The organism is Campylobacter sp. 2014D-0216 (genome assembly GCF_014931215.1).
Classification (GTDB): domain Bacteria; phylum Campylobacterota; class Campylobacteria; order Campylobacterales; family Campylobacteraceae; genus Campylobacter_D.
In genome coordinates this window covers 575,542-602,535 of sequence record NZ_CP063089.1, presented here as the reverse complement: position 1 = coordinate 602,535, position 26,994 = coordinate 575,542, and the positions used below count along the sequence as shown (strand labels likewise).

The following is a 26,994-nucleotide window of genomic DNA, read 5'->3' as shown; positions in this document are numbered from 1 at the left end:
GAAACTATACACTTTCTACACAAAATACACTAACTTTGTTTCTTTGGGTAATTACTCTAAAGCTTCTATATCGCTTTCATTATGATGGATAAAACGCTCATCTTTTTCTATAGTTTCAACCAAACGACCTACTCTTTCCCATCTTACTTTTTTATTTTCATCCCATGAGAAATAAATAAACCATGGTTGTCCTACTATGAATTTATAATCTACACTTCCCCAAAATCTACTATCGCTAGAGTGATCGCGATTATCACCCATCATGAAATATTCATTTTCAGGTACTTTATAGTAGTATGCATTAAAACCATAAATATTATTTTCTCCTAGTTCGTTAAATGATACAGGCTTCATAGCAAATTGACCTAGATTTAGATAACGAAAAAACACACTCTCTATATCCACTCTAGCATCATAATGAATTCCTTTTTCTATAAAAGGTTCTTTGACATAAAGTTTTCCACCGATGATTTTTGTTTTATTAGGGTAATAATCTTTCATATATTCATCACCCTCAACCATACGCACATACAAGGTTTTATTTGCAAAAACTATTTCATCACCGCCTTTAGCTACACACCTTTTAACGTAGTGAATTTTTGGCTCATGAGGATATCTAAACACTACTATATCCCCTCTTTTTGGACCTTCGCTACTGATTAAATGCCCATTTTTGTTAAAATCAGGCAAAACAGGCACTTCTACCCAAGGAATATGTGGAGTTGGAATACCATAAGAGAATTTTTTAACAAACAAAAAATCCCCTACCAGCAAAGTATTTTTCATAGAGCCACTTGGTATAGTAAAAGCTTGAATAAAGAAAAATATAATCAATAAAACAACTACTAAAGTCCCTGTCCAAGACTGAGTGAATTTATAGATTTTTTTCAAAAAATTCATTTTTTAATCCTATTTTTAGCTGATTTAATAGTGTTTTCTAAAAGCATTGCTATAGTCATTGGCCCTACGCCACCTGGTACGGGAGTGATATAGCTAGCTTTTTTACTTACATTTTCAAAATCAACATCACCTACAATTTTACCATCAACTCTATTAATCCCTACATCAACTACAACTACACCTTCTTTAACCATATCTTCTTTTAAAAGATTTGGACAACCAGCAGCTACGATGATAATATCTGCGTTTTTTGTATAAGCTTTTAAGTCTTTTGTATAAATATGACAAACACTTACACTTGCATTTGCATTTAACAAAAGCGTAGCCATAGGACGACCAACTATGTTAGAAGCGCCGATGACAACTACATCAGCACCTTGTAATTTTATATCATAATGTTTTAAAATTTTCATAACACCCAAAGGTGTACATGGTAAAAATCCACCTTTTAAATTAAGGTTTAAATTTCCAACATTAAAAGGATGAAATCCATCTACATCTTTATTAAAATTAATACTTTCTAAAACAATATCTTTATTAATGTGCGCTGGCAATGGTAGTTGTACTAAAATTCCATCTACACTATCATCATGGTTTAAAGTATTAATCAAAGCTAAAAGCTCATTTTGAGTTGTATTTACATCAAGTCTATAAACTAAAGACTTAATCCCACACTGCTCACAAGCTTTAGCTTTTGAGCCCACATAAGTTGCACTAGCAGGATCTTCACCCACCAAAATCACCGCTAAACAAGGCTCTATGCTTTGGGCTTTAAGCTCTATAACTTCTTGTTTAAGATTGTTTTTAATTTCATCGCTTAGCTTTTTACCATCTAAAAGTGTCATTTCTTTCCTTAATTTATAGCTTTCTTTAACTTAAAAAATTGTATCATAATAAAACTTCTTTTTTGTTAAAGGCAGTAAATGAAAATTATTTTATTTTTATTTTTTATAGTTTATGGTGTCTGGGCTGAAGATTTTATCTCCCCTAAAGAATACCAAGAATCCCTTTACAAAAACCCAAGAGGCATAAGTTGCGCAAAATGCCATGGCGATGGAGGACAGCAAATATTAGGTTATTATATTAAAAATGGAGAAAAAATTCCTTTTATTGTTCCTAGTATTAAAAACACTCCTTATGCGCGTTTTAGAGAAATTTTAGTCCAACCTCAAGAGGCTAAAAGTATTATGCCAACTTACTCTCTCACAGATGATGAGATCAAATCACTTTATAGATATATTACTAACAACAAAAGGAGTAAACAATGAAAAACAACAAAAAAGCTTTTGAAGAAGCTTGTGAGTACATCGCAGGTGGTGTTGACTCTCCTGTGCGTGCCTTTGCAAGTGTAGGCAGTAATCCTTTGTTTATCAAACAAGGAAAAGGTGCTTATATTAGCGATATAGAAGAAAATACTTATATAGATTATGTACAAAGCTGGGGACCTTTGCTTTTTGGTCATTGCGATGAAGATATTGAAAAAGCTTGCAAAAAAGCATTAGAGCATGGATCAAGCTTTGGTGCACCAACTTTAGCAGAAACCAAACTAGCTAAATTGATTTTAAAAGATTGGCCTCATTTAGACAAAATTCGCTTTGTAAGCAGCGGCACTGAAGCTACTATGAGTGCCATTCGCCTAGCAAGAGGATTTACTAAAAAAGATAAAATCATCAAATTTGAGGGGTGTTATCATGGACACTCTGATTCTTTATTAGTAAGTGCAGGAAGTGGTGCAGCTACCTTTAATACTCCAAGTTCTTTAGGTGTTTTAACCGATGTGGCTAAAAACACCTTAGTAGCAATTTATAATGATATTGATAGTGTTAAAAACCTAATCAATGAAGATCACAACATAGCATGCATCATCATAGAACCAATAGCAGGAAACATGGGGCTAGTGCCTGCTAAGTTAGAATTTTTACAAGAATTAAGAAAACTATGCAATGAGCATCAAATTCTTTTAATCTTTGATGAAGTTATGAGTGGCTTTAGAGCTTCTTATTTAGGTTCTTTTGGAATCAACCACATACAAGCTGATATAGTAACTTTTGGTAAAGTTATAGGCGGTGGCATGCCTGCGGCTGCTTTTGCTGCAAGAGCTGAGATCATGGACTTACTAAGTCCTTTAGGCGGAGTATATCAAGCAGGAACACTAAGTGGCAATCCGCTTGCAATGGCTGCAGGCTATGCTAGCTTAAAAAAAGCAAGAAGCTATGAAGGTTTATACGAAAAATTAGAAAAACTAGGCAAAAGACTTACCCAAGGTTTTCAAGAAGCGGCAAATGAATGCAATATCCCTTTACAAGTAAACTGCGTTGGCTCTATGTTTGGATTTTTCTTTTGTGAAAATCCTGTTAATAATTATCAAGATGCCTTAAAATCTGATACAAAATTATTTGCTAAATTTCACGCGCAAATGCTTAGCAAGGGCATATATTTAGCACCTTCTCAATTTGAAACAGGTTTTATTTGCGAATGCATGGATAAAAAAATCATCGATAAAACTATACAAGCAGCACAAGAAAGTTTTAAAGCCCTATGAATAAAAGACAAAAAATCATTCGTAAAAGCATAGAAGCTGCAGATGGACTAAGCCTTGGTATATCCATGGTGGTAGCTGTTTTAATCGGGGTTGGTATAGGATATTTTTTAAAAAATTTAACCGGCATAAACTGGCTTTTTTGGCTTGGAGTTTTTATAGGGGTTGCAGCAGCAATTTTAAATGTTTATAAAGCTTATAAGGCACAAGTGCAAAGCTATGAAGAATTTAAAGATGAAAATCGCTACAAAGATTTAAAAAATGATCCTAAAGCCTAAAATCTTAATCAAACTCTTGCTAGGACTTAATCTACTTTTTCTAGCAGGAGTTTTTTTCTATAAAGGAATAAGCTTTGAATTATTCATCAGCTTTGAATTTGGATTTTTAGCTCAAAATTTGATCATTGTATTTTCTTTTTTAAATTACAAAAATTTTATCTATAAGGCTGCTAAAAATTACACTTTTACTCAAAGACCTTTGCAAATTTTTGCAAAAAAACCACATTCTTTTCCAAAGATTGTAAAATTTATCCACGTAGATGACGATTTAAAACCAAAATTTAAAAGTATTTTTAAAAACACACTGGCATTTTTTTCTTTATTTAAGCTTTTTGCCTATGTTTTTTTAATTGCGGGATTTTTGTATTTGGAGTTTCAAGGCTTAATGAGTATTTTTGCCTTGTTTTGTGCAATGTTTGTCACACCCATAGCGGTATTAATATATAATTTTTTAATAAGAAAATGTTAAGCTCAAAAAGAACGATTAGATCATTAACTGCATTATTTCTTGGTATGATATTTGTTTTCATAGGAAGCGCCTTAACGGTAAATTCTATAGCCATTATCCTAAAGCACAACCAAGTTAGCAATTTTTACATTGGAGTTATAGGGAGTTGCTATTTTCTTGGTGCCATGATTAGCACTATTAGCGCTCATAGAATAGTTTCTAAAGTTGGCCATATAAGATCTTTTGGAATTTTTGCCATCATTTTTGGTATAGCTACTATGCTCCATAGTTTAAATTCCAATCTTTATTTTTGGATGTTTTTGAGATTTTTACTTGGTTTTTGTTACTATGCACTTTTAATGGTTATAGAATCGTGGCTTAATGAAAAAGCAAAAAACGCTATTCGATCTAGGGTGATAGCCTTTTATGAAGTTGTATTTTACTCATCTTCAGGTTTTGGAATTTTACTTATGTCGTTTGACTTTCCAAGCGATACAGTGTTTATTTTAAGTGCAAGTTTTATTATGTTTGCTTCAATTCCTTTATTTTTAATTCGCATCAAAGAGCCGGTTTTACCTCAAAAGACCAAAATTTCCATTCCAAAAATTTTTGATATCGTGCCTTTGGCTTTAGTAACAAGCTTTATAGCAGGTATGCTTTTAAATGGATTTTTCTCTATGGCTTCTTTATTTATACTCATACAAGGATTTGGTGCAAAAGAAGCTTCGATTTTTATTTTTTGTACTATGTTAGGAGGGTTTATATCTCAACTTTTCATTGGAACCCTTTCTGATAAAATCAGTCGTAAATTTGCTATTATTTTATGCGCTTTCACGGCTTTAAGCGCTATGCTTTGTATTTTATTGCTAAGTTATAATATTTACTTAAAATATCTTTTTGGCTTTTTGCTAGGCATGGGAATGTGCTGCTTATATGCTCTTTCTTTGGCAAGAGCAAACGACATGCTTGATGATCCTAGTAAAAGAGTAGAGCTAGGCAGAGCAGTTCTTTTTACCTACTCTTTTGGTGCTTTATTTGCTCCTGCTGTGCTTGGAACTTTGATGTATTATTTTGAAGGAAATGGCTTTATGTATTTTTACATTATCTTATTGGCTATTTTAATTCTTTTTGCTATTGATAAACCAAAATTCAAAAAGCTTACTAAATTCAAAAGAAGACCTGGTAATATGGTAATGTTAGATGATAACTAATATCTCAAACAACCCAAACCAATTCGCAAAAAACGAAACAAGCAAAGACAACAAAAGCGAAAAAACAGACAAAAAAACCTCACTAGATGAAGCTTTAAAAAACCCTTTTTTCTCTAAAGGAGAAAGCGGGACTAAGCTTCCTAAAGATTATGTAAGTCAAGTTGATCAAAAATTACAACAACTACTCAATAAACTTTTAGAGCAAATTAAAACCGCAAACAAAGACCCTGATCTAGCCATTTTTAAAAACCAAAAAGATCTCAATTTTGCCCCTAATTTTGCCAATGAAGTAAAAAAACTCCAAATAGAACTTTCTAAAATTCCTGAATTTGAAAAATTATTAAAAATGCTAGATGAGCTTGTAAAGCCTGCTAAAGATATTGACAATAAAAACCTTTCATCATTGGTAAAAAATTCAGGCGTATTTTTAGAAGCAAAACTCAACCATTCTTTAAAGGAGCAAAACTTACCCCAAAGCTTTTTTAATCTTTTAAGCACAATCAAAAGCGCATCTAGTGAAAATTTAAAAAAAGATATAAGCAATTTAGATCTTAAAAATCTTGACACCACAAGTACATTAAAAGAACTAATTCACATTTTGCATGCACACAAGAAAGAAAATAAAACTTCCCTAGAAACTACTCACTACAAAACACTTTTTAAGTTGTTTGATAAAATTGAAAATTTTAAAAATTATATCAATAAAAACCCTAATTCGATCAGCCAAGAAAAACTTCAAAATATCGCCAACAACTTCATCAAAGATTTAAACAAAAATTTAGCCCTTATCAACAAAGAATTAGCCAAACCCGAAAATATAAAAATTCAAAATACGCATATTTTAAAAGATCTCAGTCAAAACATCAAAGATTTTATCACACTTTTAAAAGATATTAAAAATCCAAAAAATACACAAGAGATTAAACAAGAAATTCTTGACAAAACATCTAAAGAAGAAATAGAAGAGGCAAAAACACCTCAAAAAAACAACCACGAAACAAAAGAAGTCAAAAATAAAGAAGAAATTTTAAATAACGAAAAAAACATCAAAACCTCTAAAGAAGATACACCGCACAACAAAAACACTCTTGAAAACACAAAGGAAGAAACAAAAGAATCTCAAAAAAACACCGAAGAATTAATTAAAAATGAAGCTAAAAATCAAAACTCACAACATAATAATGCCAAATTAGAAGATATCTTTAAAAGTACTTCAGGTAAAATTTTACTAGAAGATATTTTCAAACAAAGTGTCAGTAAAAATCTTAATTTTACTCAAAACATCCAAGAAGCACTTTTAAATAGCCTCAACAAAGAACTTGGATCAATAAGTAGAAAACTCAATGAAGTGCTAAAAGCTCTAGATCCTAAAAACCATGAAGCAAAAAATTCTCTAGATGACATCAAACATATAGAAAAAAAACTAGAATTATCCATTAAAGATCTTGGAAAAATCACTCCTAAAGATAGTACAGAAATTAGCTCTGAATTACAAAAAGACATCAAATCTACTCTTTTGCAAGTTTCTAATCTAGCAAAAAATCTAGACAATGAAACCATACTCAATCAAACAAATCGCCTTATAGCTCAACTAGAGTTTAACCAACTCTTATCACTAGCCAATAATAGCATTCACACTTTCTTACCTTTCTTTTGGGATGATTTAGAAAAATCTAATGTAGTTTTTAAACGTGGGAAAAAAGACAAATTTTATGCGCAAATTAACCTTGAATTTGAAAAGCTTGGCAAAATTAATGTCTTTTTATCACTTAGCAATGACAAATATATTGATATAAACATGATGGTGGAAAATATCGATTTTAGAAAAAAACTCTATGAAAGAGCGCATGAGTTAAAAAAAGCTCTAGTTAAAGTAGGACTTTTAAGTTCAAACTTTTTTATCAGCGATATCGCAAAAAGCAAATTCCAAAACCAAGAAGAATATAATGACTTTAATATGGGTTTTGACACAAGGGCTTAAAAATGGCTAAAAAAACAAAAAAAGCGGTTGCGCTAGGTTATAATAAAGAAGACCAAAATGCACCTAAAATTCTAGCCAACGCTAAAGGAGAAAATGCCACCAAAATCATTTCCCTAGCCAAAGAAAATGGTATCCCTATAAAAGAAGATAAAGATTTAGTGGAAGTTTTAAGTAAGCTTGATCTAGGTGATGAAATTCCACCTAATATGTACAAGGCTGTGGCTGAAATTTTTGCCTTTTTATACAAGGTGGCTAATGAAGATGAGACTAAACAAAGTCCGCAATCTTCTTAGCAAACCAAACCGGTTCATAGGTATTTTTACTCCATTTTAAATGGCCCTTTTGTGCAATTAAAACTATCGTAGAACCTAGTTCAAAATTTCCAAGTCTTTGGCCTTTTTTCACAAAAAGATCTTCATAAGTATGCGTAAAATCAAAATTAGCAGCATTAGTTTGTATGCTAGTATCAAATGTAAAGTGCATTTTGCCTACATTTAACGCACCTACAAAAACCATCCAAAGGATAAATTTTCCTTCTATTAAACACTTTAAAATCACTCTTTCATTTCTTGTATAAAGATTGATGATTTTTGCAAGCTTTGTCTCACTCACACTAAATAAAGCCCCGCTTACATAAGTAGCGCTTAAAATTTGCATATCGCAAGGTGCATGGTAGTGGTGGTAATCTTTTGGAGATAAATAAATATTTGCATAATCAATGCCGTTTTCTAATTCTTCTTTTTTGGCTGAATTTTTCAAAAGTTCTTCTATACTATAGCTTGAACCCTTAATACTAAAAGCCAAATTTTCTTTAAAGTCGTTTTGAAAACTACTTCCAAGTTCTAAAATTTTACCATCGCTTGGACTTATAAAAGCTTCTTCTAACTCTCTTTCATTAAGCAAGCTTCTTGTAAACAAAGCATTTAAGCTTTCATATTCTTCCAAAGGCTTAAATTCACTCATATCAATATGAAAAGCATTCACATAAGCTTTGTTAATATTTTTTTGGATTATTTTTGGAAATTTGTATTTTGCTATCACTCCAAATACTTTTGAAGCGCTATTACTAAGACCCATTTATTCTCCTTTTAATCTAATCAAAGCAATTTCACTAGGTGCTAAAAATCTTACCGCAGGACCCCAAAAACCAGCACCGCTACTAACATAAAGCAAACTATCCTTACTAAGCTGATAGAGCCCGTATACAAAGCCTTGCTCTAAATACACAAGCAAAGAAAAAGGAAAAATTTGCCCTGCATGCGTATGTCCTGATAAAATTAAATCAAACCCACTTACATCATAGGTTTTTACGTATTTTGGCTGATGTGTGATTAAAATATTAACTTTTTCTTGATCGATTTGAGTTTTGATTTTTTCTATATCACTTTCTTTAAAACCCAAACGCTTAGCACTTAAATCCAAAGTCCCACTTAAGGTAAATTCACCAAAATCAATACTTTCATCTTCTAAAACTTTAAAATTTTTCAGTGTTTTTAATTTTTGCCCTATAGCTTCAATATGGTTATAATACTCATGATTTCCATAAACATAATAAGTGCCATATTTTGATTTAAAATTTTCCAACAAGTGAACATAAGGTATACTAGCAATATCTGCATCAATTAAATCTCCAGCAATAACCACCATGTCAACATTTAAGGCATTTACCTTATCAATCAATGCTTTTAAAAAATCTTCACCTAAATTTTTACCCAAATGCACATCTGTTAACAAAGCTATATTTAAGTCTTCTTTTAGGTTTTTGATATTTATATCCACTTCTTTAACCTTAGGGATACTCACAGCATTTACAAAACCTTTAAAAACCATACTCACACTAAGTATAATAAGCCATGAATCAAATATCAGCTTTAAAAATTTCCTTCTTGGTGCACTAAAAATTTGCTCTTTTTTGTTTTTGTTAAAAAAAGCCCAAGAACCGCACTCATATATTAAAGCAAAAAGCAAGAAAAAGCAAGTTATAGCAGGAAAAATAGCTAAAAAATAATAAACTTTTTCATGTAAAATAGCCTCGCGCATACTTACAAAAAAAACCAACTCACATAAAAAAACAACAAAAATAAAACCCAAAATCATTTTTTTATAAGGTTTTAAAAAATCCACTCTGGATAAAAATCTTTTATAAATATACCAATTTGCCAAAGCAAAAAATGTAATCAATAAACCAAAAAATATAAACACTTTCATAATGGCAATTATATTTAAGCAAAATTAATACTTTTTAAAGTAAAATCGCAAAAAACATTCAGGAAAAAACCTTGGCTTTAATAGATTTAATCGATGCAAGTAAAAAATTTAATACAAAAATTGTCTTAGAAAACGCAAATTTTAGTGCAAACATGGGAGAGAAAATCGCCATAATCGGCAAAAATGGCGAAGGAAAATCAAGTTTTTTAAAAGCCCTAATAGGAAGTTTGAAACTTGACAGCGGCAGAGTGATTAGGCAAAATAATATTAGCATAGGCATGCTAAGTCAACAAGTAAGCTTTGAAAGCACTTTAAGCGTAAATGAAGCAATTAAAAAAGAACTAGAAGAAATTTATAAAGCTTTAAAAGAATTTGAAAATTACAATGAAAAACTAGCTCTTGAACCGCACAACAAAGAATATCTAAAAAAAGTAGATGAATTAAGCCTGCTCATTGATTCAAAAGATGCTTGGAATTTAGATCAAAAAATACAAAGAATTTTAGAAGAATTTAAACTAGAAGAATACAAAGACCGAGCACTTTGCTCTCTAAGCGGAGGCGAGATTAGACGTGTGGGGCTTTGTACGCTTTTACTTAAAAATCCTGATATATTATTGCTTGATGAGCCAACTAACCACCTAGATGTCTATATGAGTAGCTTTTTAGAAGAAAGACTAAAAGCTTCAAAAATGTGTGTGATTTTTATTTCGCACGATAGATATTTTATCGATGCAATAGCACAAAAATGCGTTGAAATAGAAGCAGGAAAACTAAGTATTTTTGAAGGCGGATACACACAATATCTAGAAAAAAAAGCAGCTATTTTAGCATCTTTAGCAAAAAGCCATGAAACCCTGCTTAAACAATTAAAAAGCGAAGAAGAATGGCTAAGAAGAGGAGTTAAAGCTAGATTAAAGCGTAACGAGGGACGCAAAGAACGAATTTTTAAAATGCGCGAAGAAGCTAAAAAAAATCCAGGAGCTATAAAACGTTTACAACTTGAAATCAAAAGAGCAAGTAAAAACTTTAACCAAGTCCAAAGCCAAAACCGCAAAAAAATGCTTTTTGAACTTAAAAATATCTCAAAATCCATAGCAAATAAAGTATTATTTAAAGACTTCAATGCAAGAATTTTACAAGGCGAACGCATAGCCATAGTAGGGAAAAACGGATGCGGGAAATCTACTTTTTTAAAAATTTTACTTGATCAAATTCCACTAGATAGTGGAGAGATTAAAAGAGGTGAAGTCAAGATAGGATATTTTGACCAAAGTAGAAGCTTACTCAATACCGATAAAAAACTTTTAGAAATTTTTTGCCCCAATGGTGGTGATCATATTCAAGTGCGTGGTAAAAATATGCATGTTTATGGGTATTTAAAACAATTTTTATTTCCAAAAGAATTTTTAGAACAAAGCGTAAGTGTTTTAAGCGGGGGAGAGAAAAACAGAGTTGCTCTAGCTTTACTTTTTACTAAAGAATATGATGTGTTAGTTTTAGATGAACCAACAAATGATTTAGATATAGCTACGATTAATATCTTAGAAGAATATTTGCTTTCTTTCGAAGGTGCGATTTTGCTTGTATCACACGATAGATATTTTGTTGATAAAATCGCAACTAAACTTTATGCTTTTGAAGAAAATGCCAATATCAATATAGAAGTTCTTTCTTATAGTGAATATTTAGAAAATGAAAAAGAATACAAAGACTTTGAAGAATTTTCCAAAAACTTGGAAACAAACACCACAACAAGCGTAAAAACAAAAGAAAAATCAAGTAAAAAACTAAGCTATAAAGAAAATGAAATTTTAAACTCATATCCTGATAAAATTCATAAACTAGAAGAAGAAATCAAAGAGCTCAAAAACGCTCTAAGCAATCCTGCAATCTATCAAGAACTAGGCATAAACACCCTATATGAAAAGCTAAATACTTTAGAAAATGAATTAAGTATCTTAGAAGAGGCGTATTTTGAAGTTTTAGAAAAAAGTGAAAGTGTAGATTGATATTTACCTTATATATTTTAAATAAGATAAAATTACTCAAATTTATTTAAGGAAAAACAATGACTTTGATAACTATTTTATGTTTATATACAGCTTTTTTAATTTTCATCTCTTATATGCAAATTGCATTTTTAAAAAAAGAAAGAGAAAAACAAGCAGTTATTTTAGAAGAACATGATTATAAAAATGCTGCGAATATTGCCATAGAAAATGAAAAATACAAAATCTTTTCCAGCCTTTACAATCTGATAATCAATATTTCTTGGATTGCTTTTGGTTTTTTATATTTAAAAGAAATTTTCATCAAAGAAAATTCGACTTTAGAAAATACTTTATTTTTACTTGCTTTTTTACTTATAATTAGCATTTTAAATTTACCACTTAGTTACTATGAGAGCTTCATAAAAGACAAAAAACATGGCTTTTCCAATATGACTTTAACACTTTTTATCAAAGACAGTATTAAATCTCTTGCACTGATGCTTATTTTTGGTTTTTTAATCATTTATGCTTTAGTATTTTGCTTTGAATTTTTTGGTACATATTGGTGGATAGTTGCTTTTGCGCTAAGTTTTATCATCATACTGATCATAAACCTCATCTACCCTACTCTTATCGCGCCAATGTTTAATAAAATGAAAAAACTTGAAGATGAAAATTTATTAGAAAAAATCACAAATTTAATGCAAAAATGCGGTTTTAGCGCAAACGGTGTATATGTGATCGATGCGAGTAAAAGAGATAAAAGATTAAATGCTTATTTTGGCGGTTTATTTAAAAGTAAAAGAGTGGTGCTTTTTGACACACTTTTAAATGCCCTAAAAGAAAAAGAACTCATCGCGGTTTTAGGGCACGAACTAGGACATTTTGTACATAAGGATTTATTAAAAACCTTAGCAGCTAGTGCTTTAATGCTTTTTGTTTTATTTTTTGCTTTTGCGCACTTGCCAAACTTTTTTTATAAAGAAAGTCATTTAGATGGAGTAAATGCTGGAGTTTTTGCTCTTTTATTAATCTTTGGAAATATCCTTGCTTTTATTTTTTCTCCATTACTTAATAAAATGAGTCAAATAAATGAATTTAATGCAGACTTGCACGGGGCCAAACTAAGTTCTAAAGAAGACATGAAGAATGCACTGATAGCTTTAGCAAAAGAAAATAAAGCCTTTGTTAAAACAAGTAAAATTTATACTTTTTTTCACTTAAGCCACCCTTGCATTTATGATAGGATCAAAGCTTTACAATGATTTCTATCCATCAAGCTCTAAAACAAGCTTATACAAAAGATCCCACTCACAAAGAATATATCCTTTTTATTCTTTGTGAACTTTTGCAAAAAGATAAAGCTTGGATTTTTTTAAATCCTGATTTTCAAATTGATGAAAAAATTTTTTTTGACTATGTTGACAAATTTTTACATGGTGAACCCTTTGAATATTTATTTCAAAAAACACAATTTTACGGTTTAGATTTTTTTGTAGAAAAAGGAGTGTTAATTCCGCGTTTTGATAGTGAGGTATTACTTGAAAAATGTTTAGAAATACTTGAACATCATACTTTTAAAAACATACTTGAAATAGGTTTTGGTAGCGGAATTTTGAGCATATGCTTAGCAAAACTTAAAAAAAATCATATCCATGCTTGTGATATCAACAAAAAAGCACTAGAGCTTGCAAAAAAAAATGCAGATTTTCACGGTGTTTCAAATAAGATTGATTTTCAACTTTGTGATTTTAAAAATATACAAGGAAATTTCGACTTTATTTTTTCCAATCCTCCTTATATTAAAAATGATTATCCTTTAGATAAATGGGTGCAAAATGAACCGCATAATGCTTTATTTGGCGGAGATAATGGCTGGGAAATTCTACATGAAATCATTCTCTTTGCAAAAAATCAAAACGCAAAAGTGTTAGCATGTGAATTTGGATATGATCAAAAAACAATCCTACAAAAACTTTTAGAAGAAAATGGCTTTAAAGCTTCTTTTTATAAAGATTATAGTGGCTTTGATAGAGCTTTTGTAGCGTGGAATTTAAAATATTAAACTATAATCACTTACATAGGAGAATATCATGAAATCTATATATTTATTTTTACTCGCAGGTTTAGTTGGTATTGAAATTAGCATAGGTGTCTTACTAGCTCCTACTATATTTTACCCTGCCAAATTTATAGGCGATGGAGTTTTGAATCATTTTCAAAGCGGAATTTTAATGACGCACATTTTTGTGCAATTTGGCTATGTTTTATTAGGTGTTAGTATTTTGTCTTTACTTATGGAAATTTTCTCTTTTAGAGATAAAAATTTGACTTTTAAAATAAATTTTTCAAAATTTATGCTTTCTTTGATCATTTTGGCACTAAGTTTGCTTTTCATATTTTACTTCACTGCTTATGTTTTAGAAGCACAAAGTTTAGGAGAAGAAGCAACTAAGACTAAAGAATTTGTAAAAATTCACAGCGCAAGTGAAGTTGTGATGAAAATTATCATGTTATCGCAAGTAGTTTTGTTTTTCTTAAATTTTAAAACAAAAAAGTGATATAATAAATTAAGTCTTTAAAAGGAGTCAAAGATGAAAATAAGCGATGTAGGAACAACTCAACAAAATCACTATCTCAACCAAGCTCAAAAAAATCAAGAAAAAGCTTTAGAAAATGTAGCCGCAATACGCGCTATTGATGGAACTGATGGGTCTAATATGGCTATAGCCGACACCTTAAGAAGTCAATACAGCACTATTGATCAAGGTATTTTAAATGCTTATGATTCAGTAGGTGTTTTGCAAATTGCTGATTCTACTTTAAATAATATTTCAGCTAGCGCAGATAGACTAAATGAGCTTTCAGTACGCTCAAACAATGCGGCATTAAATGATAGACAAAAAAGCATGCTAAATACCGAAGCAAGCAGACTAGTTAGCTCAATTAATGATGCATTTTCTAATGCCACCTACAATGGAAAAAATGTTTTCCAAAGTATGGATTTTGTTGTAGGAGCTGGAGTTGAAAATATCAACTTAAATCAACCAAGCACCGCTAACTTAAGTCTTGAAAATCAAGAAAGCATTCGTGATTTTCAAGATCAAGTAGGTTCTTTACGCGCAGACATTGGTGCGGGTATTAATGCGATACAAGCCAATATTAATTCATCTTTGCAAACTAGTATCAATACAAAAGAAGCCGAGTCTAATTTACAAAATAACGACTTAGCACAAAACATCAATGACTTTAACGCAAATTATCTTAAAGAAAATGCGGCTTTATTTGCAAATGCACATTCAAATATCATGCTACAAACTAAACTAGCAAGCTTACTTCAATAACAACAAAACTCCCACCGGGAGTTTTTCAAGGAAAAATATGCAAGATAATGCTTTGACAAAGCAAGTTTTAAAACACCCTTTATATGAAAAAATTCAAAAACTTAGCACAAAAATTCAAATTTCAAACTACCAAATCAATGATAGTTTTGATATATATTGTGACACAAATTTAACTAAAACCATCAAAGAAATCGCTTTAGATTTAAAACCTTGGCGTAAAGGTCCTTTTAAAATCAATGATTTATTTATCGATACAGAATGGCAAAGTTTTGTTAAATTTAATATTTTAAAAGAACATATGCCATGTATTGAAAACAAGGTTGTTGCCGATATTGGCTGCAATAACGGCTACTATATGTTTAAGATGCTTGAATTTAACCCTTTAAAACTAATAGGTTTTGATCCTTCGATTAAATATTATTTACAATTTTTATTACTTAATTCTATCGCAAAAACTCCTATACAATATGAACTTTTAGGGGTGGCTGATGTGCCAAATTATAGTATAAAATTTGATGTAATTTTTTGCCTTGGGGTGATTTATCATCGTAGCGATCCTATAGCAATGCTAAAGCAACTCAAACAGTCTTTAAATAAAGGTGGTGTAGTTTTTTTAGATACCATGTATATAGAAGATGAGAGAGAAATTGCACTCATTCCTGAAAAAACTTATTCAAAAATACCAAATATTTTTTTCATTCCGTCGATATTGGGTTTAAGAAATTGGTGTTATAGAGCCGGGTTTAGCGAATTTGAAGTAATAGCAACCAAGCAAACTGATCTTTTAGAGCAAAGAAAAACAGAATGGATTGACTCTTATTCTTTGGATCAATTTTTGGATCAGCAAAATTCAAATTTAACCTGCGAAGGCTATGAAGCACCAAAAAGAGTTTATGTTAAATTAAAGGTGTAGAAATGGCAAGAACTGCAAGTGCTGTTAGTATAGAAGAATTAATAGACCCTGAAGAATTAAACCGTATTAAATCAGAACTTATCACTTGTCCTGGTATTAACAATACCCTAGCAGGAAGTATTTCACACATTGAAAAAAACTACGCTAAAGGCATTTTGATCACAACACATGAAATGGCAGTAGATGAGCTAGGTTTAGTGCATAGTGGTTTTGTTTTTAATGCAGCAAACTATATAGCTCAAGCAGCAATCAATAAAGAATTTAGCGTCTTAATAGGCTCAAGAAGCTTTTTTTATGCACCCTTGAAAGTTGGAGATATTTTAAACCTTGAAGCAAGTGCTTTGTTTAGCGATGACTCTAGAAAAAGAGAAGTAAAAGTAGCAGGTTTTGTTAATGAAATTAAAATCTTTGATGCTTCTTTTCAAGTTGTAACTACAGAAGATCATATATTTAAACTCAAACAAACTCAAGCAGCAAATAGCCAAAACCAACAAGAGCCTGCTAAACAAGAAGCATCACAAGAGGAATTAAATGCTGTTTTAAAAGGAATCGGGGGTTAAGGGTAAATCCACCCAATTCTTTGGGCATTCTTTATGATAGGTCCCGCTTGCGTCATAGTATTCTTTGCAATCATCATAAAAGCGATTAGACACCCCTCTTTCATTTACAAAACATCCATTTAAAAACCAAAACACACAACCTAATAATAATACTTTTTTTAGCATTTTACACCTTATTTTAATCTAATTTGTTTTCGCCATTTATAAGGCTCTATAGGATCCTCATCCACCCATAAACCTTTTTTATGCTCTTTAGCATAATTTTGCTCATCTAGATACAAATCGCTATAATACTCATAAGCCCAAGCAAAGCCATTTTTAACCATAACCTGATTAATATCTTTGTCGTTTAAATATACAATTGCTAAAATTCTACCATATTTATCCTCATCTTTCACGCTTAAAGTAACCTCCTTTTTTAGCACAATAGCGCTTAAAAACTGCGTTGCCATTTTTCCATAAGCTTGATCGCTCTCAGGCGCATCAATGCCAAAAAGTCTGATTTTAAGTTTTTCATCTTTATAAGTAGCTTCAAGTGTGTCTCCATCTATCACGCGCGTAATTTTGGCTTGAATATAGGCATTCTCATCATAGTTTAAAACATAAGCAAAAGCAATCAAAAAAAGTGCTATTAAAAATTTCTTTGGATCTTTTAAAAGCATTATTAGTAAGTCAATTTGCTTTTTAGAAATTTTCATTTAAACCTCATCTAATAAAAATATGCCATAATATATCAAAAAGGAGAAAGTATGCAAGAAATTATACAAAATTTTAAACAAATTACTCAAATACCGCATTGTAGTTTTAACACTCAAGCGCTGAAAAATTTTCTTGTTGATTTTGCCAAAGAACATAACTGCCATGTAAGTATCGATGAAGCGGGTAATATCCATGCATACAAAGGTAAGCCTAAAATTTGCCTACAAAGCCATTATGATATGGTTTGCATGGGAGAAGCACCTAATATACAAATGTATGAAGATGATGGATATTTAAAAGCTAAAAATTCAAGCCTAGGTGCAGATAATGGCATAGGAGTTTCTTTAATGATGCAAGCCTTAAAAGACTTTGATAATATCGAATGCCTTTTTACCAACGATGAAGAAGTGGGGCTTTGCGGTGTAAACAACCTCAAACATACTTTAATCGCAAACAAACTTTTAAATTTAGATCATGAAAGCGATAATGAAGTAGTTATAGGCTGTGCAGGTGGTGTTGATATTTTTGCGAGTTTTGATTTAGAAATAGATGAAAAAGAAGGAGAGTGCTACGAATTAGAAGCGATTAATTTCAAAGGTGGGCACTCAGGAATTGACATCATCAAAAACATCAAAACTTCCATCAAAGAAGCAGGATATTTTCTAGCTAAAAACAAAGCAACTATTTGTGAATTTAAAGCAGGAGAAAGGATTAACTCTATACCAAAACACGCAAAAATCATAGCTTTTTTTGACACTCCTCCAAAAGAAAATGAGCATTTTAAGATTAATTATTTAGGTAAAATCAAAAGAAAATACTATAAAAATTCTCAAAAAATTTTAGATCTTATCAATGCTTTTGCACAAGGCGTTAGAACTTTTAATCATCAGTTAAATTTAGTTCAAACAAGCATTAACCTTTCGCTAGCTTATGAAAAAGATGAAAAATTTCATTTTGAACTTTTTGCAAGATCTAATGACTTACAAGAACTCCACCATATTGAACTTGAAACTTTAACCTATTTTAAAATGCAAAATTGCACTGTCTCTAGTGCAAATTTTTATCCACCGTGGGTGAATAAAGATACGCAATTTGGTGAAGAAATTTTAAGTTATTTTAAAAAAGAAAATCCAAATGCTAAACTTTACACTATACATGCGGGTTTAGAATGCGGCATCATCAGCGAAAAGCAACCTTTAGAATGCTGCTCCATAGGTCCAAATATACATAGCCCACATTCAACAGATGAAAAATGTGAAATAGCTTCTATTGAAAAAATTTCCACAATCTTGTTTAATATTTTAAAAAAATACCAATAAACTTCGACCAATATTTTAATTTATTTAAAATATTGGTAAACATTTATTTAAAAAACTAAATAATTTATTTACTATTAATATGCTTTAGATTATACTCTCATGATTTGACTATAAAGGAGAAAATCATGGAGGTATTAACAAACCTTAGCGAAGGCATTCAATTTAGCATTCAGCTTATTGTTGTTCTCGTTTGTCTTTTTTATGGAGCTAAAAAAGGCGGAATAGCCTTAGGTTTGCTAGGTGGTATAGGTTTATTGGTTTTAAGTTTTGGTTTTAACGTAGCGCCTGGAAAACCATCTATTGATGTAATGCTAACCATTTTGGCAGTAGTTATTGCTAGCGCAACCTTGCAAGCAAGTGGCGGCTTAGATGTAATGTTACAAGTTGCGGAAAAAATTCTGAGAAAAAATCCTAAATTTTTAACCATTTTAGCGCCTTTTGTCACCTGTATTCTTACTATGTTGTGCGGAACTGGTCATGTTGTTTATACTATGATGCCTATTATTTATGATATTGCGATCAAAAATGGTATTCGCCCTGAAAGACCTATGGCAGCTTCTAGCGTTTCATCTCAACTTGGCATTATCGCAAGCCCTGTTTCAGTTGCTGTTGTAAGCTTAACCGCACTACTTCTTAACCCAGAAATCAACAAACACCCTTTAGCAGGATTTGATGGTTATGTTGATTTGCTTGCTATTACTATACCTTCTACTTTGGTAGGTGTTTTAGCTATAGGTATTTTTTCTTGGTTTAGAGGAAAAGATCTTGATAAAGATGCGGACTTTCAAACTAAGATCAAAGATCTAGAGCAAAAAGAATACATCTATGGTGATAGCAAAACCCTTCTTGGACAAACACTTCCAACCATACAATGGGTGGCGATGTGGATTTTCTTAGGTGCTATTGCTATAGTAGCTATACTAGGAGCTTTTCCTGAACTTAGACCGCAATTTACCTCCAAAGGTGTTAGCAAACCTATGAATATGGTAGCAACAATACAAATTTTTATGCTTTTAGCAGGTGCTGCGTTAATCATCTTTACCAAACTTGATACAAGCAAAATAGCCAAAAACGAAATTTTTAAATCGGGTATGATCGCTTTGGTGGCCGTTTTTGGAATTTCTTGGATGGCAGATACTATGTTTGCAGTACATACTCCTATGATGAAAACATTTTTAGGTGACATCGTAAAAGAACACCCTTGGACTTACGCACTCATGTTGCTTTTAATCTCTAAATTTGTCAATTCTCAAGCAGCAGCAATCGCGGCTTTTGTGCCACTTGCTTTAGGTATTGGGGTTGAACCAGGTATCATCATTGCTTTTGCAGCAGCTTGCTATGGATATTATATTTTACCAACTTATCCAAGCGATCTTGCTACTATACAATTTGATAGATCAGGCACAACAAAAATAGGTAAATTCATCATCAACCACAGTTTTATTTTGCCAGGTTTAATTGGTGTTATTGTTTCATGTATTGTGGGGTATTTTTTAGCCTTAAATGCAGGTTATCTGTAAGTAACAAAAAAGGGCTTAAAGCCCTTTTTTTCACCAAAATGCTTTTATAAGATCAATAGGCATAGCCTGATACCCTGTACTTGCTCCACTAAAACGAATTTGCACAGAAGGTTCTTTAGCTCCCCATTTAAACTCATCAATTTCAGGTTTAGGCTCGCCTATTGCAATTCCTTTATTAAGATCAAAAGTCATTCCTGCATTTGCGCTATACACCACAATGGAATTTTTATCTTTGTGATATTCAGTTAAAGAAGTAACAGGTGAAAACCATTCATTACCTCTTTGTTTTCCATACTCCCAAATTTGCTCTACGGTTTTATTTTTTTGGTCTATTTTGTATACCACTGCTCTTGAGTATTTCATCGAAGCAAAAACAGGTTGTTCTATACCCCTTGCATCGCCATTATCAAAAGCTGTGATGTAAACATATCTTTTATCAGATTTTTCATCTATTCTAAAAGCAGTGTGTTGTGTCCATGTGAAGTCAAATCCACCTTCATCATTTTTATAGCCTGGACATTTACTATACTCGTCTTCACAAACTATTTTTTTGCCATTTTTATCAATAGGTTGTAAAAGTGCTTTTTTATATTTTTCCATCCATCCTTTGTGTGCTCCTAGTATCCATTTTACTTTTTTATCACGTCCTATTTTTATAATAGCACTTTGATGGCGACTTGAAATGATGATACTATCATCACTTGGATCATAATCTACACTATTTACATGCGCCCAGTTGCGACCTACTCCAGTACCTGCTATATCGCCAAAAGAATCACTCACATCCATTTTAGCCAAATCCTCATCACTCAAAGTAACCCCTGCTTTACTCGCATCTATATTTAAACAAACTGCGCCTTGATCTAAAGCTTTTATAATATTTGATCTGTATGGATCTAAAATTTCAAACAATCTCCACTCATCTACTACATTGCCATTTTTATCAACCTCCACTATCACATCACGCACCGAGCGTACATTTTTACCATCAGGGCGTTTTACATTAGCAGAAGCCACCCTTAAAAGATAGTTTCCATTTTGCATATCATCCATAGAGTGTGAGTAGTCAATATAAGAAGAAGGTAAAATACGGTTAAAAATTTCTCTACCCATTAAGTCATATTTTACATATCTTTGTCCAAAACCCCAAGTTAAAGCCCCATCATCATTTTGATGAAAACCCATCATAATCCCGCGGTTATAAATGTTATTCCAATCCATTAATTTATCACTATCTAAATACCAACGAATTTCACCCTTAGTATCAATGATAAATGCATTTGAATTCTCATCCCACTCCATTGCACCTCCAGCAGGATTGTTCCATACAACTTGTGAGCCTTTTCCGCTTTGTCTTCCTGGTGCATTGTTTACCAAGTATAGCCTATCTTCAAAACCCTTATCTACTTTAAGCACTTCTACCTTTTCAAAAGGCACACCTCTTTGCATAAGACTTCCGCTAGCTTCTATATTTACTCCACCGGTTGCTATTTTATATACCTCATCTACTACTTTTTCACTTTTACCAAAAGTCGTTTTAGTGTAACTAACTTTTACTGTATTTAAATATGATGGATAAAGTCCAAAAATAGGAATTCCTCCATAGGTTTTTACTTTGCTAGGACTAACCTTATAAGATATAATCTGCCCGTTTGGCTTTGGCACTATCATCACACTAACATCACTTAGCTTGTATCCACCATCCATGATCACCACACTAAGTGGAGATAAGCCATAAGGATTTATCTTAATAGCTCCTATCTTTCCCTGAATTTCCCAATCGATCTTTGCACCACTAGGTCCGCCCATAGCCAAAGAAACACTAGGCGCTATCACAACCACGCTACTAGCAAGCAAAACACTGCTTACGATTTTACTTATTTTCATCATTTTCCTTTTAAAAACCTAAAAATTATTTAGCAGAAAGTTCCTTAACTATACGGATTAAGTCTTCTAAAGAAGTGATATACTCAGGGTTGATTTGATATTTTCCATTTACTACAAAAGCAGGTGTACCGTAATTTCTTGAAATTTCATTAGCTACATCATAAGCAGCTAAAAGCTCTTTAGCTTCCTTAGTTTGTAAAAATTTTTGCAACTCTTCTTTGCTGGCACCGATAGCATTTAAACCTATTTTGTAAAACAAATCAAGATTATTCAAATTTAACTTTTGTTCAAAATGACTTACAAAATACACATCAGCAAGCTTATAAGTAAAACTTTTTTCACTAGTTACATCTAGTCCCAATGCCTTTTGCTTAAACGAAGCTAACGCAAACATTTCATTTAAAGCCCCGCCATACTCTAACATAGAACTTACCGAAAAAAGATCATATTTTAAATTTGGCAAAGCCTCTTTAACCTTTGCTAAAGTGTGAAATTGATGATGGTTATAACAATGAATACAACGATAAGAAAAAATTTCTATCAGTGAATTTTGTGCATTTGGGATGGGTGTTTTTAAGGTGATATACTCTTTACCCTCACTTAACGCATTGGCATTTACACTAAAAACAAAAGCTACAATAGCTAACAATTTAAACATTTTTTGCAACACTTGCATGATTTTCCTTTTTTAATGATTTAAAATACAATTTTAACATAAGATATAAAATCAAGAATGTTTTATGCTTTTCTTATAGCATTTTAGATAAAATTTATATTTATTAGACATAAAACAAGGCAAAATAAATGCAAAAGCTTCTAGAATCTTATGGTATATTGATACAAGAAAATATCAAAGATATAAATGTAAAAATAAATAAGAATACAATAACTATTCACAACTCCAACATTAGTGAAATTGATTTAAACATTCTAGAGCAAAAACAAATAAATAAAATCACTATAAAAAACTGCGAAATCGACTATATTTATTTTGCAAATGATAATAGTATAGAATTATTTTTTTCAGACTGTGTTTTTAAAAATCAAATCATTGCTAGAGGATTTAACTTTCGTAGAAAAGTTAGTTTTGAACAATGTGTTTTTGAAAAAAGAATTGACTTTACAACTGCGATTTTTAATAGCCAAGTTGATTTTAATTTAACAAAATTTGAAGATGAAGTTAGGTTTATAAAAGCAAAATTCTTAGCTGATTATACAAATCAAGAAAATATAGAAAATAATTTTAGAGAAGCGGTTTTTAAAGATAAAACTTCTTTTGCTAAGGCAGAATTTAAAGCTAGAGTGAGTTTTAATATAGCGCGTTTTGAAGGCGAAGCTAGATTTATAAACACAAAATTCTTAGCTGAGTATACAAATCACGAGAACATAGAAAATAATTTTAGAGAAGCAGTTTTTAAAGGCAAAACTTCTTTTACTAGGGCAGAATTGAAAGCCAAGGTTGATTTTAACACAGCACGTTTTGAAAGTGAAGCTAGGTTTATAAACACTTCTTTTTTTAAAAATACAATCATATTTAGTGAGGTAGAATTTAATAATGTTAAATTTATTTCCGGTAAAAAACGTGATACAATTAATATCAATGATACAGTAGAGCAAACATATCTTTTTCAAAATGTTACATTTAAAGGTATTGTCAATTTTGAAAACATACACATAAAAGATTTAAATTTTAAAAATGTAATATTTAACAATATCGTAGTTTTTGACAATACTACTTTGGATAGCAAACCAAAATTTATAAATTGTATTTTTTCCAATCAGTTTAATATAAAACAAGAACATATACAATACGACTTTAAAGACATAAGCAAAGACAGCAATGATTTAACAAAGCTACCAAATTTAGAAAATATAAATAAAAATGATGATTTTGAAAAGCCATCAAATTTAAGAGATTTATTTAGAAAATTAAAAAGCAACCGCATAGCTCATCACAATCTAATCGATGCTTCAGAATTAAGAGCACAAGAGCTTTATGCTAGAGAATTAGAACTAAAACACAAAAAAATTAAAAATTTAAAAGATACAATCGAGCAATGGCAACTTTTCTTTTATCGCAAGCTTTGCGATCATCATACAGATTTAGCTTTAAATGCAAAATGGCTAGTTTTTACGATAGCTTTATATATCTTACTTATAGGAAAAATTTGGTATATATATCCCATAGCATTAATAAGTTTTTTTATTATTGATGTTTTTTTAAAAGCAAAAAATACTTCTATAATAATATCATCTATAATAATTTTTATAACATTATGCAATCAACCCAAAATGATTTTAGCAATACCAAATTTATTAAGTAATGATTTTAACTGGTGGCAAAATTTAACCACATCAATTTATATCATAGTTTTTGGTTTAATCATCTTTTCCTTGCAAAAAACAGCAAGAAAAAACACTATCATACCAAATTAAAGGAGTTTAAATGCAAATGCGAATTTACTATGAAGATACCGATGCGGGTGGAGTGGTATACCATAGCAACTACTTAAAATTTTGCGAAAGAGCAAGAAGTGAGATTTTTTTTCAAAAAAACGCAAAAATTTTTGACAAAAACACAGGACATTTCCTACTTACTAAAGCAAATTGCAACTTTTTAAAACCCGCTAAACTTGGGGATCTTATAGAAGTAAAAACATGTATCACAAAGCTTAAAAAAGCTTCGGTTTGCATAAAACAAGAAATTTATAAAGAAAACACCAAGCTTTTTGAGGCTGATTTTACCCTAGCTTTTTTAAAAAATGAAAAAGTAGCCCCTATAGATGAGGCTATAGTTAAGGTTTTTACTGATCTTGCAAAGGAGTAAAACCTAAGCCTTGTGAGCGAATGATTTTAACCTTATAGTCAAATTGATTATCATTTAAACTCTCATCGAAAATTCTTTGAGAGTCTTTGTCTAAGTATTGTGTATAAAAATAATCAAGCCCCACGCTAGTTGCATACGCTATCCAATTATAGTTGATATTTTGCGAAAAAAGCTCGTTAAGATAGCTTAAAGTTTGATCCTCATTAGAGATAGAATTTGCTAGTAAAAGTTTTTTTCTATCGTTAATTTGCGTTAAACTTAGCAAGATAGGATTATAATTAATCTGAGTCGATAATAACACAAAAGGTTCTATATCGTAAGCTCTTATTTGTGAGCTTATCAAAGCTGTTTTAATCAACGAAGTATTTAAAATGATACTAGAATCTTGAAAACTTTGGTTTTGATTTAAAATGCTTCTAAAATCAAACTTAGAACTATTAATGGTATAAATTTTCTCACTACCATTACCTACATTTAAAACATTTTCATCTAAGCGATTAGCCAAGGCTGTTCCATCTGAAAAAATGATGTTTTTACCATTGGAGTACTCTAAAAGTTTTTGAATTTGTTTTTGATAATCTATACTCCCAAAATACACATTTTCATTTTGTGTATCAAAATTTCTTTTATGCGCAGTAGGAATAAAAACTTTAACATTAGCTTCAAGTTTTTCCTTGAGTAATTTTTTAACACCTTTTTCTGTAAAACCTGCAATGATATAGTTAAATTTCTCATTTTCTGCTTGTTTAAGCGCTTTGCTTATTTTACTTTCATCTTCAGTGCCTATCAAAAACACCTTTACTTTTATCTGTGCTCTTTGTCTTAGTAAATATGCTATGCTTGAATTGATGATGGTGTTAGAATAACTTTTAATCGTTTGCTCAGGTATAATAATAGCTAGTTTTATACTCGCATTTTTTTGAATTCTTTTTTCAAAATCTACAATGGAATTTAAAAGCTTAGTATAGATGTTAACTAAAAGTTCATTTGCATTATCACTACTAAATCTTGCTAAAAAATTAAAATAAAGTCCTGTTTCTAACAAAGTAAACAAACACTCATTGTCACAGTTTTGAAACTCTAAGTTAGGATAAAAAGCATCACTTGGTTCTATGGGCGATGGTTTTTGTTCTTTAGCAAAGATGTTTAAAACCAAAACAAAACTCACCATCATACAAACTAAACTTTTTTTCATAAATAACCTTTTATTTTTTTAATATCTTCTAAAAATTCAGCATAAAAGCTAGGATTTTTGCTTAAAAAATTCAAATCATAACTTGGCATAAGCAAACAGTGATTAAAATGCAAACACTGTCCTTTATACCTTTGAAAATCCTTAAAGCCTAAACTAAAAAATGCTTCTTTACCAAGACATAAAATCATCTTTGTTTTTACAAAATCTAATTCATTGTAAAAATACGGCAAACAAAGCCTCATAGCCTGCTCATCAAATTTAAAATTACTAAAACATTTAAACATATATGAAAAATATATTTCATTTTCAGTTAAATTTAAAAGCTCTTTACAAAGCTTTAAAAGCTCTTGCTTATTTTTAGAAGCAAAAAACTTTCCACTTTCATTTTCTTCTTTATCTATAAATGCTTGATAAATTAAAATTTTAGCATTTTTGACTTCTTTTTCCATTAAAGTGTATTTTCTTAACTTAGAAAAATGACAAAGTCTGCAGTTTTTAACCCTCTCATTTAACTCACTAAAGCTTAAATTCAAATGTCTAATTTTTCTTTGTTCATTAAAATATTCAAAGCCAAAAGCTTTTAAATAGTGCAAACTACGCTTATTCATCACACCAACGCTTCTAAATTTTCACCTTCTAAACGATAAGTTCTCCATTCATTCATATGTCTTGCTTGAAGTTTAGTGTAAAATTCTATACCCAAATCATTATCATTTAAGCAAACCCATTCTAAACGCTTGAGATTTTTTTCTTTACAAATTTGTGCTAAGTACTTAAAAACCGCTTTTGCATAACCTTTTTTTCTATATTGTGGCTGTATGTAAATATCTTCTAAATACAACCCACCTAAACCCCAAAAAGATGAAAAAGTATAATAATACATAGCATAACCTACAATCACACCATCTTCTTTTAAACTCAATGCCTTTGCATACTGATGTGTAAAAAAAGACTCTTCAAGCTCTTTAGTGCTACATTTAACATCATCAAGCATATCTTCATGGATAGCAAGTTCTTTAATCAAACCCAAAATAATCTCTAAGTCTTCTTTTTTGCTTTCGCAAATTTCAAACCCCATATTTTTCCTTTAGATTTCAAAAGTAAAATCAAAATTTAGCAAAAACTTTTAAAATAACTCTTAATTAAAAGCAGATTTAAGTAAGAATTTGTTAAC

At 30.8% G+C, this 26,994-nt stretch carries 29 protein-coding genes; 18 read left to right on the top strand and 11 right to left on the bottom strand.

Annotated features, from left to right (window positions below):
* Positions 1-51: 51 nt before the first annotated feature.
* Together lepB and folD are read right to left on the bottom strand one after the other, a co-directional pair.
* Positions 52-900 (bottom strand): signal peptidase I, encoded by an 849-nt coding sequence (gene lepB / locus A0083_RS03105; protein ID WP_197554122.1) that lies wholly within the window; start codon positions 898-900, stop codon positions 52-54.
* On the bottom strand, positions 897-1,745 hold the full coding sequence (gene folD, locus A0083_RS03100; protein ID WP_197554119.1) for a bifunctional methylenetetrahydrofolate dehydrogenase/methenyltetrahydrofolate cyclohydrolase FolD: 849 nt from the start codon (positions 1,743-1,745) through the stop codon (positions 897-899). The genes lepB and folD overlap by 4 nt, the downstream gene beginning before the upstream one ends.
* 78 nt (positions 1,746-1,823) lie before the next feature.
* Between folD and A0083_RS03095 the strand changes: the two genes are divergently transcribed.
* From A0083_RS03095 to A0083_RS03065, 7 genes are read left to right on the top strand one after another with little or no spacing between them, the layout of a single operon-like run.
* Positions 1,824-2,168, top strand: a complete 345-nt coding sequence (locus tag A0083_RS03095; protein WP_120759460.1) for a c-type cytochrome — start codon at positions 1,824-1,826, stop codon at positions 2,166-2,168.
* The gene (hemL, locus tag A0083_RS03090) at positions 2,165-3,442 is read left to right on the top strand and encodes a glutamate-1-semialdehyde 2,1-aminomutase (RefSeq protein ID WP_197554116.1); all 1,278 of its coding nucleotides are present in this window, start codon (positions 2,165-2,167) and stop codon (positions 3,440-3,442) included. The genes A0083_RS03095 and hemL overlap by 4 nt, the downstream gene beginning before the upstream one ends.
* Positions 3,439-3,717: an AtpZ/AtpI family protein gene (locus A0083_RS03085; protein ID WP_197554113.1), complete on the top strand. Its 279-nt coding sequence runs from the start codon at positions 3,439-3,441 to the stop codon at positions 3,715-3,717. The genes hemL and A0083_RS03085 overlap by 4 nt, the downstream gene beginning before the upstream one ends.
* The gene (locus A0083_RS03080; protein WP_197554110.1) at positions 3,701-4,186 is read left to right on the top strand and encodes a hypothetical protein; all 486 of its coding nucleotides are present in this window, start codon (positions 3,701-3,703) and stop codon (positions 4,184-4,186) included. The genes A0083_RS03085 and A0083_RS03080 overlap by 17 nt, the downstream gene beginning before the upstream one ends.
* A complete protein-coding gene (locus A0083_RS03075; RefSeq protein ID WP_197554107.1) occupies positions 4,180-5,376 on the top strand; it encodes an MFS transporter in 1,197 nt (398 codons plus the stop codon). Before A0083_RS03080 ends, A0083_RS03075 begins: the two co-directional genes overlap by 7 nt.
* Positions 5,366-7,357 (top strand): flagellar hook-length control protein FliK, encoded by a 1,992-nt coding sequence (locus A0083_RS03070; protein ID WP_197554104.1) that lies wholly within the window; start codon positions 5,366-5,368, stop codon positions 7,355-7,357. Before A0083_RS03075 ends, A0083_RS03070 begins: the two co-directional genes overlap by 11 nt.
* Before the next feature lie 2 nt (positions 7,358-7,359).
* On the top strand, positions 7,360-7,650 hold the full coding sequence (locus tag A0083_RS03065) for a FlhB-like flagellar biosynthesis protein (protein ID WP_197554102.1): 291 nt from the start codon (positions 7,360-7,362) through the stop codon (positions 7,648-7,650).
* Here A0083_RS03065 and A0083_RS03060 read toward each other — a convergent pair.
* Together A0083_RS03060 and A0083_RS03055 are read right to left on the bottom strand one after the other, a co-directional pair.
* Positions 7,625-8,434 (bottom strand): phosphatidylserine decarboxylase, encoded by an 810-nt coding sequence (locus A0083_RS03060; protein WP_197554099.1) that lies wholly within the window; start codon positions 8,432-8,434, stop codon positions 7,625-7,627. The two genes, A0083_RS03065 and A0083_RS03060, sit on opposite strands and share 26 nt — an antisense overlap.
* Complete coding sequence (locus A0083_RS03055) at positions 8,435-9,481, bottom strand: metallophosphoesterase (RefSeq protein WP_197554096.1); 1,047 nt, start codon at positions 9,479-9,481, stop codon at positions 8,435-8,437.
* 155 nt (positions 9,482-9,636) lie between these two features.
* Between A0083_RS03055 and abc-f the strand changes: the two genes are divergently transcribed.
* The 7 genes from abc-f to A0083_RS03020 are packed head-to-tail and all read left to right on the top strand — an operon-like array spanning position 9,637 to position 16,373.
* Complete coding sequence (gene abc-f / locus A0083_RS03050; protein WP_197554093.1) at positions 9,637-11,574, top strand: ribosomal protection-like ABC-F family protein; 1,938 nt, start codon at positions 9,637-9,639, stop codon at positions 11,572-11,574.
* A gap of 59 nt (positions 11,575-11,633) precedes the next feature.
* Complete coding sequence (locus tag A0083_RS03045; protein ID WP_197554090.1) at positions 11,634-12,821, top strand: M48 family metallopeptidase; 1,188 nt, start codon at positions 11,634-11,636, stop codon at positions 12,819-12,821.
* Positions 12,821-13,621: a HemK/PrmC family methyltransferase gene (locus A0083_RS03040; RefSeq protein WP_232087579.1), complete on the top strand. Its 801-nt coding sequence runs from the start codon at positions 12,821-12,823 to the stop codon at positions 13,619-13,621. Before A0083_RS03045 ends, A0083_RS03040 begins: the two co-directional genes overlap by 1 nt.
* 28 nt (positions 13,622-13,649) lie before the next feature.
* Complete coding sequence (locus tag A0083_RS03035) at positions 13,650-14,117, top strand: DUF4149 domain-containing protein (RefSeq protein ID WP_120759483.1); 468 nt, start codon at positions 13,650-13,652, stop codon at positions 14,115-14,117.
* Between the two features lie 33 nt (positions 14,118-14,150).
* The gene (locus A0083_RS03030) at positions 14,151-14,900 is read left to right on the top strand and encodes a flagellin (protein ID WP_120759485.1); all 750 of its coding nucleotides are present in this window, start codon (positions 14,151-14,153) and stop codon (positions 14,898-14,900) included.
* A gap of 37 nt (positions 14,901-14,937) precedes the next feature.
* Complete coding sequence (cmoB, locus tag A0083_RS03025; RefSeq protein ID WP_120759487.1) at positions 14,938-15,813, top strand: tRNA 5-methoxyuridine(34)/uridine 5-oxyacetic acid(34) synthase CmoB; 876 nt, start codon at positions 14,938-14,940, stop codon at positions 15,811-15,813.
* Between the two features lie 2 nt (positions 15,814-15,815).
* Positions 15,816-16,373 (top strand): hypothetical protein, encoded by a 558-nt coding sequence (locus A0083_RS03020; protein ID WP_120759488.1) that lies wholly within the window; start codon positions 15,816-15,818, stop codon positions 16,371-16,373.
* Here the strand turns inward: A0083_RS03020 and A0083_RS03015 are convergent.
* A complete protein-coding gene (locus tag A0083_RS03015) occupies positions 16,353-16,538 on the bottom strand; it encodes a hypothetical protein (RefSeq protein ID WP_120759490.1) in 186 nt (61 codons plus the stop codon). The two genes, A0083_RS03020 and A0083_RS03015, sit on opposite strands and share 21 nt — an antisense overlap.
* 8 nt (positions 16,539-16,546) lie before the next feature.
* Entirely contained in the window at positions 16,547-17,071 is a 525-nt protein-coding gene (locus A0083_RS03010) for a thermonuclease family protein (RefSeq protein WP_232087570.1), read from the bottom strand.
* A gap of 51 nt (positions 17,072-17,122) precedes the next feature.
* On the opposite strand from A0083_RS03010, the gene A0083_RS03005 reads away from it, so the two are divergent.
* Both A0083_RS03005 and A0083_RS03000 read left to right on the top strand, forming a co-directional pair.
* Entirely contained in the window at positions 17,123-18,391 is a 1,269-nt protein-coding gene (locus A0083_RS03005; protein WP_197554084.1) for a M20/M25/M40 family metallo-hydrolase, read from the top strand.
* A 125-nt stretch (positions 18,392-18,516) separates the two neighbouring features.
* Positions 18,517-19,911, top strand: coding sequence for an anaerobic C4-dicarboxylate transporter (locus tag A0083_RS03000; RefSeq protein ID WP_120759494.1), 1,395 nt, complete (start codon positions 18,517-18,519; stop codon positions 19,909-19,911).
* A gap of 30 nt (positions 19,912-19,941) precedes the next feature.
* Here A0083_RS03000 and A0083_RS02995 read toward each other — a convergent pair whose 3' ends face one another.
* Positions 19,942-21,798 (bottom strand): aryl-sulfate sulfotransferase, encoded by a 1,857-nt coding sequence (locus A0083_RS02995; RefSeq protein ID WP_197554081.1) that lies wholly within the window; start codon positions 21,796-21,798, stop codon positions 19,942-19,944.
* A 25-nt stretch (positions 21,799-21,823) separates the two neighbouring features.
* Positions 21,824-22,468: a thiol:disulfide interchange protein DsbA/DsbL gene (locus A0083_RS02990; RefSeq protein WP_442861589.1), complete on the bottom strand. Its 645-nt coding sequence runs from the start codon at positions 22,466-22,468 to the stop codon at positions 21,824-21,826.
* A gap of 134 nt (positions 22,469-22,602) precedes the next feature.
* On the opposite strand from A0083_RS02990, the gene A0083_RS02985 reads away from it, so the two are divergent.
* Both A0083_RS02985 and A0083_RS02980 read left to right on the top strand, forming a co-directional pair.
* Positions 22,603-24,234, top strand: a complete 1,632-nt coding sequence (locus tag A0083_RS02985) for a pentapeptide repeat-containing protein (protein WP_197554075.1) — start codon at positions 22,603-22,605, stop codon at positions 24,232-24,234.
* A gap of 10 nt (positions 24,235-24,244) precedes the next feature.
* Complete coding sequence (locus tag A0083_RS02980; RefSeq protein ID WP_197554072.1) at positions 24,245-24,625, top strand: YbgC/FadM family acyl-CoA thioesterase; 381 nt, start codon at positions 24,245-24,247, stop codon at positions 24,623-24,625.
* Here A0083_RS02980 and A0083_RS02975 read toward each other — a convergent pair.
* The 3 genes from A0083_RS02975 to A0083_RS02965 are packed head-to-tail and all read right to left on the bottom strand — an operon-like array spanning position 24,603 to position 26,898.
* The gene (locus tag A0083_RS02975) at positions 24,603-25,820 is read right to left on the bottom strand and encodes a hypothetical protein (RefSeq protein WP_197554069.1); all 1,218 of its coding nucleotides are present in this window, start codon (positions 25,818-25,820) and stop codon (positions 24,603-24,605) included. The genes A0083_RS02980 and A0083_RS02975 overlap by 23 nt on opposite strands.
* Complete coding sequence (locus A0083_RS02970; RefSeq protein ID WP_197554066.1) at positions 25,817-26,428, bottom strand: uracil-DNA glycosylase family protein; 612 nt, start codon at positions 26,426-26,428, stop codon at positions 25,817-25,819. The genes A0083_RS02975 and A0083_RS02970 overlap by 4 nt, the downstream gene beginning before the upstream one ends.
* Positions 26,428-26,898 (bottom strand): GNAT family N-acetyltransferase, encoded by a 471-nt coding sequence (locus A0083_RS02965; RefSeq protein WP_120759505.1) that lies wholly within the window; start codon positions 26,896-26,898, stop codon positions 26,428-26,430. Before A0083_RS02965 ends, A0083_RS02970 begins: the two co-directional genes overlap by 1 nt.
* Between the last annotated feature and the right edge of the window lie 96 nt (positions 26,899-26,994).

Bases quoted from the DNA above. Each gene is read 5' to 3' on its own strand.
- A0083_RS03020 (WP_120759488.1), top strand. From the start codon at position 15,816: ATGGCAAGAACTGCAAGTGCTGTTAGTATAGAAGAATTAATAGACCCT.
- A0083_RS03075 (WP_197554107.1), top strand. From the start codon at position 4,180: ATGTTAAGCTCAAAAAGAACGATTAGATCATTAACTGCATTATTTCTT.
- A0083_RS03080 (WP_197554110.1), top strand. From the start codon at position 3,701: ATGATCCTAAAGCCTAAAATCTTAATCAAACTCTTGCTAGGACTTAAT.
- lepB (WP_197554122.1), bottom strand. From the start codon at position 900: ATGAATTTTTTGAAAAAAATCTATAAATTCACTCAGTCTTGGACAGGG.
- A0083_RS02995 (WP_197554081.1), bottom strand. From the start codon at position 21,798: ATGAAAATAAGTAAAATCGTAAGCAGTGTTTTGCTTGCTAGTAGCGTG.
- hemL (WP_197554116.1), top strand. From the start codon at position 2,165: ATGAAAAACAACAAAAAAGCTTTTGAAGAAGCTTGTGAGTACATCGCA.
- A0083_RS03085 (WP_197554113.1), top strand. From the start codon at position 3,439: ATGAATAAAAGACAAAAAATCATTCGTAAAAGCATAGAAGCTGCAGAT.
- A0083_RS03000 (WP_120759494.1), top strand. From the start codon at position 18,517: ATGGAGGTATTAACAAACCTTAGCGAAGGCATTCAATTTAGCATTCAG.
- A0083_RS03045 (WP_197554090.1), top strand. From the start codon at position 11,634: ATGACTTTGATAACTATTTTATGTTTATATACAGCTTTTTTAATTTTC.
- A0083_RS03060 (WP_197554099.1), bottom strand. From the start codon at position 8,434: ATGGGTCTTAGTAATAGCGCTTCAAAAGTATTTGGAGTGATAGCAAAA.
- A0083_RS03005 (WP_197554084.1), top strand. From the start codon at position 17,123: ATGCAAGAAATTATACAAAATTTTAAACAAATTACTCAAATACCGCAT.
- A0083_RS02970 (WP_197554066.1), bottom strand. From the start codon at position 26,428: ATGAATAAGCGTAGTTTGCACTATTTAAAAGCTTTTGGCTTTGAATAT.
- A0083_RS02975 (WP_197554069.1), bottom strand. From the start codon at position 25,820: ATGAAAAAAAGTTTAGTTTGTATGATGGTGAGTTTTGTTTTGGTTTTA.
- A0083_RS03015 (WP_120759490.1), bottom strand. From the start codon at position 16,538: ATGCTAAAAAAAGTATTATTATTAGGTTGTGTGTTTTGGTTTTTAAAT.
- A0083_RS02965 (WP_120759505.1), bottom strand. From the start codon at position 26,898: ATGGGGTTTGAAATTTGCGAAAGCAAAAAAGAAGACTTAGAGATTATT.
- A0083_RS03030 (WP_120759485.1), top strand. From the start codon at position 14,151: ATGAAAATAAGCGATGTAGGAACAACTCAACAAAATCACTATCTCAAC.
- A0083_RS03010 (WP_232087570.1), bottom strand. From the start codon at position 17,071: ATGAAAATTTCTAAAAAGCAAATTGACTTACTAATAATGCTTTTAAAA.
- A0083_RS02980 (WP_197554072.1), top strand. From the start codon at position 24,245: ATGCAAATGCGAATTTACTATGAAGATACCGATGCGGGTGGAGTGGTA.
- A0083_RS03065 (WP_197554102.1), top strand. From the start codon at position 7,360: ATGGCTAAAAAAACAAAAAAAGCGGTTGCGCTAGGTTATAATAAAGAA.
- A0083_RS03095 (WP_120759460.1), top strand. From the start codon at position 1,824: ATGAAAATTATTTTATTTTTATTTTTTATAGTTTATGGTGTCTGGGCT.
- cmoB (WP_120759487.1), top strand. From the start codon at position 14,938: ATGCAAGATAATGCTTTGACAAAGCAAGTTTTAAAACACCCTTTATAT.
- folD (WP_197554119.1), bottom strand. From the start codon at position 1,745: ATGACACTTTTAGATGGTAAAAAGCTAAGCGATGAAATTAAAAACAAT.
- A0083_RS03035 (WP_120759483.1), top strand. From the start codon at position 13,650: ATGAAATCTATATATTTATTTTTACTCGCAGGTTTAGTTGGTATTGAA.
- A0083_RS03070 (WP_197554104.1), top strand. From the start codon at position 5,366: ATGATAACTAATATCTCAAACAACCCAAACCAATTCGCAAAAAACGAA.
- A0083_RS02985 (WP_197554075.1), top strand. From the start codon at position 22,603: ATGCAAAAGCTTCTAGAATCTTATGGTATATTGATACAAGAAAATATC.